The sequence below is a fragment of the Symplocastrum torsivum genome (assembly GCF_059505465.1).
Map to the genome: position 1 here is coordinate 1 of NZ_JCACKQ010000107.1, position 6,278 is coordinate 6,278.

Genomic DNA, 6,278 nt, shown 5'->3' on the forward strand with positions numbered 1-6,278 from the left:
TGGCTTCGAGCACCTTAATTCAAGAGCTACTCAGATGTCAAATGGGTTCTATAGATGTCTTTGGCAGTTATGAGTTTCCAGGTACTTACAAGCTTTCGTTGTGCGTTAATGAAGTCTACTGTCAAGATAATTAGGGCTTGCTGAATAAGTGCTGTGGTGAGGGTAGGAAACAGGGAACAGGGAACAGGGAACAGTTTCAACCCCCTGTCTCAAGGAGAGGATGCGATCGCATCCTCCAAAACGGCTAGGATTTTCAGCATTTAGGTGCAAAAACCTTACACTTTATTCACCTTGAATTGTCCTATAATCCTTGATGTATCAGGGTTTCCGGTTTGTGCAGCAAGCCCTAATTAATTGCCTCTGTTCCATATTTCAGGGTAATTTAGTCCAATGCCGTTCGCTCACCGTAGCGCAGCAACCGCTCAATCGTTGCCAAACGGTTGTCCCATACCTGGACTTGATAGGGTTGTCGCAATGATTGCTGCTGCATCCATTTTCGGAATTCACTACGGAATGACCTCAGTGAACGTTGTGCCAACAACAAATTCTTCATTGATGGATCTACTGCTAGTTGATTGAGTGCTTGAGAAAGAGCATCTGCTTGTTTACCCCACTCTGCACTGGCAGGTTCCTGGATGAGAAGTTGCTGATTTGCCAGCAAAAAGCTCCATTCCCGTTGCAATGTCGCATAACGAGCAGCAGCGGCTGAAAAAGGTTGACGATAGGGAATTGGGGATTGCGAACGGGAAGTGACATTCTCCTGTACTCCTTGAGTACGACCGAGAATGCTAAGTAGATTAGCATCAAGATTTTCCACGGCAAATAGGGCGTACCCACCTGCTGGCAAATCTCGTAACAGTTGGATTTGGTCAACCGCACCAATGTTTGGTAAATTCAACAGTCGAATCCCAGGCAAAATCAATGAGGAACCTAAGGAAGGTTGTACCAGCAACGGTTGTGCTAGATTTTGCAAGCCTTTGGTATCCAACGAATATGTCATCGGTACCATTAAGTCAATGTCACCCCGAATTGCCCAATCTTCCCAATTTTGTTGCAGTCTTTGCAGACGTTCGCTGCGAGGTAAGGGAAACACAGCGGCAGAGAGAATTAGATTAGGACGTTGTGAGTGTAGGCGTTGCGATACCGTTGCGACAAAGCTATCGATTTGCCGGATGCGAAAATCTGTCCACTTTTGCCACAACTCGCGATCGCGTGGTGATACATTAATTGGGTCAACACCTGTCAATTCCTTGAACTGCTGACGCGCTGTCGGACTATAGCCAAATATTTGATTCGCCCTAGGGTCTTGAAATGGGTAGCGAATATAGTCTAGCTGAATGCCATCTACCTCATAGTTTGTGGCAATCTCCTCCAATAACGCTGTCAAATAGTTGCGTACTTCTGGATTAGCGGGATCGAGGAACGCCTTTTTTGTATTTTGATCAAATAGACGCCCCCGCTTATCGAACATTGCCCAGTCCGGATGAGCCGCAAGCACTGGACCCAGATAATTAGTGGGTTGATTCATTAGCGCATTGTGACGCTGGTTAGCCGCTGCAAACATCCAAACCCAAGCGTGCAGTTCCATCCCTCGCTCATGGGCAAGCTTCACTGCGGCTTTCAGGGGGTCCCAACCTCGAACGAGGGGATTTTGCTCTGGTGCAACGCGGCTGGGGTAAATCGGATAACTAGCATTGACCGTTTCAAAAAAGACGGTATTAAAGCCCGCTGCCGCTAGTTTGTCAAAAATTCTGGCTAAATCTTGTTCAGATTTTGCCGTGACAATCGTACCTCGATCTAGCCATATTGCCCGAACTTCTGACTGAGCCAATTTACGATCGATTGGGTAATTGTCCCAGAGTAAACGGCGTGCTTCGAGCCACTGCTGTCTTGCTCGGTTATAGTCCTTTGATGCGATCGCATCACGGAAGTTTTGCAGCGCCGTCCTCGCCTCTGCGACTGCTCTACTCGCAGGGCTGGTTAACCCTTGGCTTGCAGTCTGAGCTGCATTCGTTCCAGATGTATCCTTAGCACTGGCAACGAGAAATTGCTCAATTGCCGCACCTGTTTGTAAATCTACATTACTATTTGTCGCATTCGCCGCGAGTAAGGCACTTTCAAAGCGACCAATGAGATTTTCTAACTCCTGATCCATTGCTCTTGCTTCTGTTGCCGTAATCGCCCCGGTTCTGCGAGGTAATGATGGTGTTGGTGTCACCACATCATCGGGGTCAGTTTGGGCAATCTGGCTAGGAGGGGAAAATGTTGGTGGCGTTAGAGTATTTTGTTGTGGCGCGTTGGCAGGAGGTGTGATGGCACTAGCTGCCGTTGGGGCTTTGGACGGCGCACAATATTGTTGTGACTGGGTTGGTGCTTTTGCTCCAGCCGCAACCGTTAAGCCATAGCGACCAAGAGCGGCGCGTAACCAAGCACTATCCACCTCGCGTGAGGCAACCCCATCAATGCCCCAACGCCAACCGAAAAAGGTAGACTTGTCTGTTGTAACTACGGCGGGTGGGTTGTCACTTTGACCCCAAACAGCGGCGGTAACCGAGTTTAAGCCAGCAGGGATTACGACACCTCCCTGGATGTTGCTAGCCAGTCCAGATTGCCGCACCCAAGTCTGTGTATTCGTCCGCAAGGGTTCGAGTTCAGAGGGTTTGGTGAGAGCAAAACCCCAATAGGCGCCCAAAAGCGATCGCAATCGATTGCGTATTTCTGGTTGCGAAAGCGTCCCGACAGGCCCACTGACGATCACTCGTCCACCCTGACTCATCCATTCCTGTAGGGCAGCTAGCTGGGACGATTTTAGCTGTTCAATATTTGGCAAAAATAGTAATTGAGGGCTACCCAAGTCTGAAGCTTGCTGAACTTGAGCAAAGTCAACAACACAGTAGTCAACACCTGCTGAGAGTAAGCGGCTTGTAATGCCTGACCAATACGCTTCATTCTCCGGACTTCTGACCACTCCCAATCTGGCTGTGTCTGCCCAAGCGGCTGGTAGCAGTAGCAGAGAATGGATAAACGTTCCGAAAACGGTACCGATGAAAATTTTCCTTCTCTGAACGCCAGCCATCTGGTGTAGCGACCCTTTCAGCAACGTTTTAAGTTGCTCACGCTGTTTTCTCGGCAAATGGCACTGCCGATTGACATGAGAATCACTCCTCAACACACTTTGCTCCTTATTCGCTTTTCTACTCCTCACCACCCTTTAGGCACCTTAACAGGTTAAAAGGGGAAAATGTTAAAGAACTATAACTTTTTAGACTCTAACCGACAAAAGATGCAAAAGGCTAATCTGAAAATAGGTGGTAGGTGGTAGGTAGTAGGGGAGAGGGATTTTCATGGCAATGTTAGTGCGCTCTACTCGCAGGGGGTCTAATCTACCAACTCATTAACAGGAAAACGGTCAAGTAGCTGAATGGCGCGAATTGCGTTAAGTTTTAGGGCTTCTGAGACAGGAGGGACATGGGGAATTTGCGACAAGATATCGACTGTGCGACGCAGAAGCCGCACAATATCTCCCTCATCCAAACTCGTATTGGCACAAAGCTGTGTCCATTCAACCCCTAATGCCCACTGCTCGATAATTCCGGTTAATTCATACTCCAACCAAACGGGTAAAGCAACCTGATAGCGCCGTTGTAACTGGAACAGTTGACGCCGCATTCCCTTTAAACCCGTTAAGGCATCGATGACTTGCTCAGCAGGTGAGTAATTTGTCCAGCTATCGGGGCGAGGCGTTTCGGTAACTAGAGCGCACATCGCAGCAGCTAGGTGGTGGGGGGCTAAGTCATCAAACTCCCCCGACATCAGCGCTAACCCTAGCCATAATTCATTGTCAGCACGAATTGCAGCAGCAGCTTGTCCCAAGCGAGTTGGTTTTACATCCTCTAGACAACCAAATGCCCGGAGAATTTCCACTAAGTTGAGGAATTCCTGCCAGTGATGCGCTTGGTGTTCGCGGAATTCGGCTTGACGAGCGTTGATTTCTTCTTGTAAAGCCAAGCGGCGTCTGTGCCGTTTCAGCAAGTTGGAAGGGTTACCCCACTGTCGAATTGGATGAGTATCCAATTGGGTTCTCACGGCATCGACAACTTGCTGCTGCGCGAGGACTTCTGGCGCTAGCATTAGTTCTGCTACACGAGGAAGTGAGGCTGCGATCGCTTGTGTCTCCTGTGTCCCCCGCCTGACTTGTCCCGGCTTAATCACCAGTTCCGGTGGTAACTCAAGAGATGCGATCGCTCTTGCCTCTACTACCTCACCTTGCAAGTCAACCACATCAGCCGTTGTCACTACATACCAACGATTATCAGCACTCAAGCAAACTAAGTACGGGGATTGACCACGACCTTTTTCCTTAGTCACCAAAACGGCTGGAACGGGAGAGGAGACTGGTACATACTTCCCTTTCAGATAAAGAATCGTTCCAACTGTTACCTCTGGTAGTACCTGGACAAGTTCACTCGCTTGTCGGTCTTCCGCTTGATTTTCCAGGATTTTCAGGATTCGGCGTTCCTCTTTTAGGCGTTCGCTCAGTTTTTCATAAGCGGCAAGCGTTCCCACATCTACAGGTGCGAGTTGAATATCAAGTTTTGTCAGTTCTGTCGTCAGATCCGTAATCGCCTGTTGCTGAGGTCTGAGGTACAAGGTTGCCAAGTACTGGGCAAAGCTGCGTTCCACTAAATCCCTCGCTTGAGTCAGCGTATGGGTTTGCAGCAAATTCAGTACCATCCCATAGTTGGGAGTAAACTGACTCACGAGTGGGTCAGCACCAGCCGTTGCCAGGTAAGCGGCTTCCTTTGCTCCTTCAAACGGTGTCTGCAACGTCACAACATAACCTGTTGCATCCATCCCTCGGCGTCCAGCACGACCTGCCATCTGCAAAAACTCCGAAGCCGTCAGCAAGCGGTGTCCCCGGTCAGTGCGTTTAGACAACGTTGAGATTACCGTCGTTCGGGCAGGCATATTAATCCCAGCCGCTAGAGTCTCTGTCGCAAACACTACCTTGACAAGACCCATCTGGAACAGTTCTTCAACAAACCCCTTCCAAGCTGGTAAAATTCCCGCGTGATGGGCAGCAATCCCTCGATAGAGTGGTTCAACTTGCCCAGCACGACCAGCGTCAGGATTGCGACTCAAAAATTCATCAATTCGTGTTTTCAGTTCAGCCGCTTCTCGCTTATTCACCAGTGATAATTCACCCATCTCTTCCACGGCTTTATCACAACCCCGACGGCTGAAGATAAAGTAGATGGCGGGCAACATATCCCGTTGCTGCAACTGGCTAACAACATAGGTAATCGTCGGGCTTTCTGGGCGCCCTCCCTTGGGTTTACCTCCTTTTGGCTTGAGGCGTGGGTTAATTTGGGAGTGGCTGTGATCTAAGAGGGGAAAAAGTCCTTTCGGGTTGCCAAAGTAAAACTGCAAGGGAACAGGTCGGAAGTCGGAGAAAATCAGTTCAGTTGAGCCATGAACAAGATTCAGCCAGTCCGTCAGTTGGTCAGCATTGGCAACAGTGGCAGAGAGGGCAACGAGTTGGACATCCGGCGGGCAATAGATAATTGACTCTTCCCAAACCGTACCCCTTTGCCGATCATTCATATAGTGGCACTCGTCTAGCACCACTGCCTCAACGCCAACAAGGGAAGTCCCGACTTCGCCAATCGGTGTCCCATAAAGCATGTTACGGAAGATTTCCGTGGTCATTACTAAAATGGGTGCATCCCGGTTGATCGAGATATCACCAGTCAGAAGACCAACATTGTCTGCGCCAAACTGCTCACGAAAATCCCGTAATTTCTGATTTGAGAGCGCCTTCAAAGGTGTGGTGTAGAAGACACGACCATTCCGCGATAGGGCACGGTAAATGGTATATTCTCCAATCAGTGTTTTCCCGGAACCAGTAGGGGCACAAACAACTACAGAGCGACTGACATTCAGAGCAGCGATCGCTTGTTGCTGAAATTGATCGAGTTCAAACGGAAATAGGTTATTTAGGTCAAGCTCTACAGAGGTAGTGGAAACGTTCACACGAAGTTATTCCAATAAGAGGGTTGAGGGGATTGGGAGTTTGGCTGTAATCTATGTCGGAATTGTTCTATTGTAAAGCCGGAGTCAAAACCTTTCAGCTTGAGGCTAGGGGCTAGTTTTCTCTTGAGTTATACTGCCATCAGTTTAGGGGCATGATGTGTGTGCTACTAGAAAAGTGCGATCGCTCTTGTTATAGAACCCATTTGACATCTGAGTAGCTCTTGAATTAAGGTGCTCGAAGCCAT

The 6,278-nt window shown here is 49.0% G+C and carries 2 protein-coding genes; both read right to left on the reverse strand.

From position 1 onward, the window contains the following. Positions 1–382: 382 nt before the first annotated feature. On the reverse strand, positions 383–3,169 hold the full coding sequence (locus AC5JL3_RS25050) for a family 10 glycosylhydrolase (RefSeq protein ID WP_496077061.1): 2,787 nt from the start codon (positions 3,167–3,169) through the stop codon (positions 383–385). 209 nt (positions 3,170–3,378) lie between these two features. Then, on the reverse strand, positions 3,379–6,033 hold the full coding sequence (locus AC5JL3_RS25055; protein WP_496077062.1) for a DEAD/DEAH box helicase: 2,655 nt from the start codon (positions 6,031–6,033) through the stop codon (positions 3,379–3,381). Between the last annotated feature and the right edge of the window lie 245 nt (positions 6,034–6,278).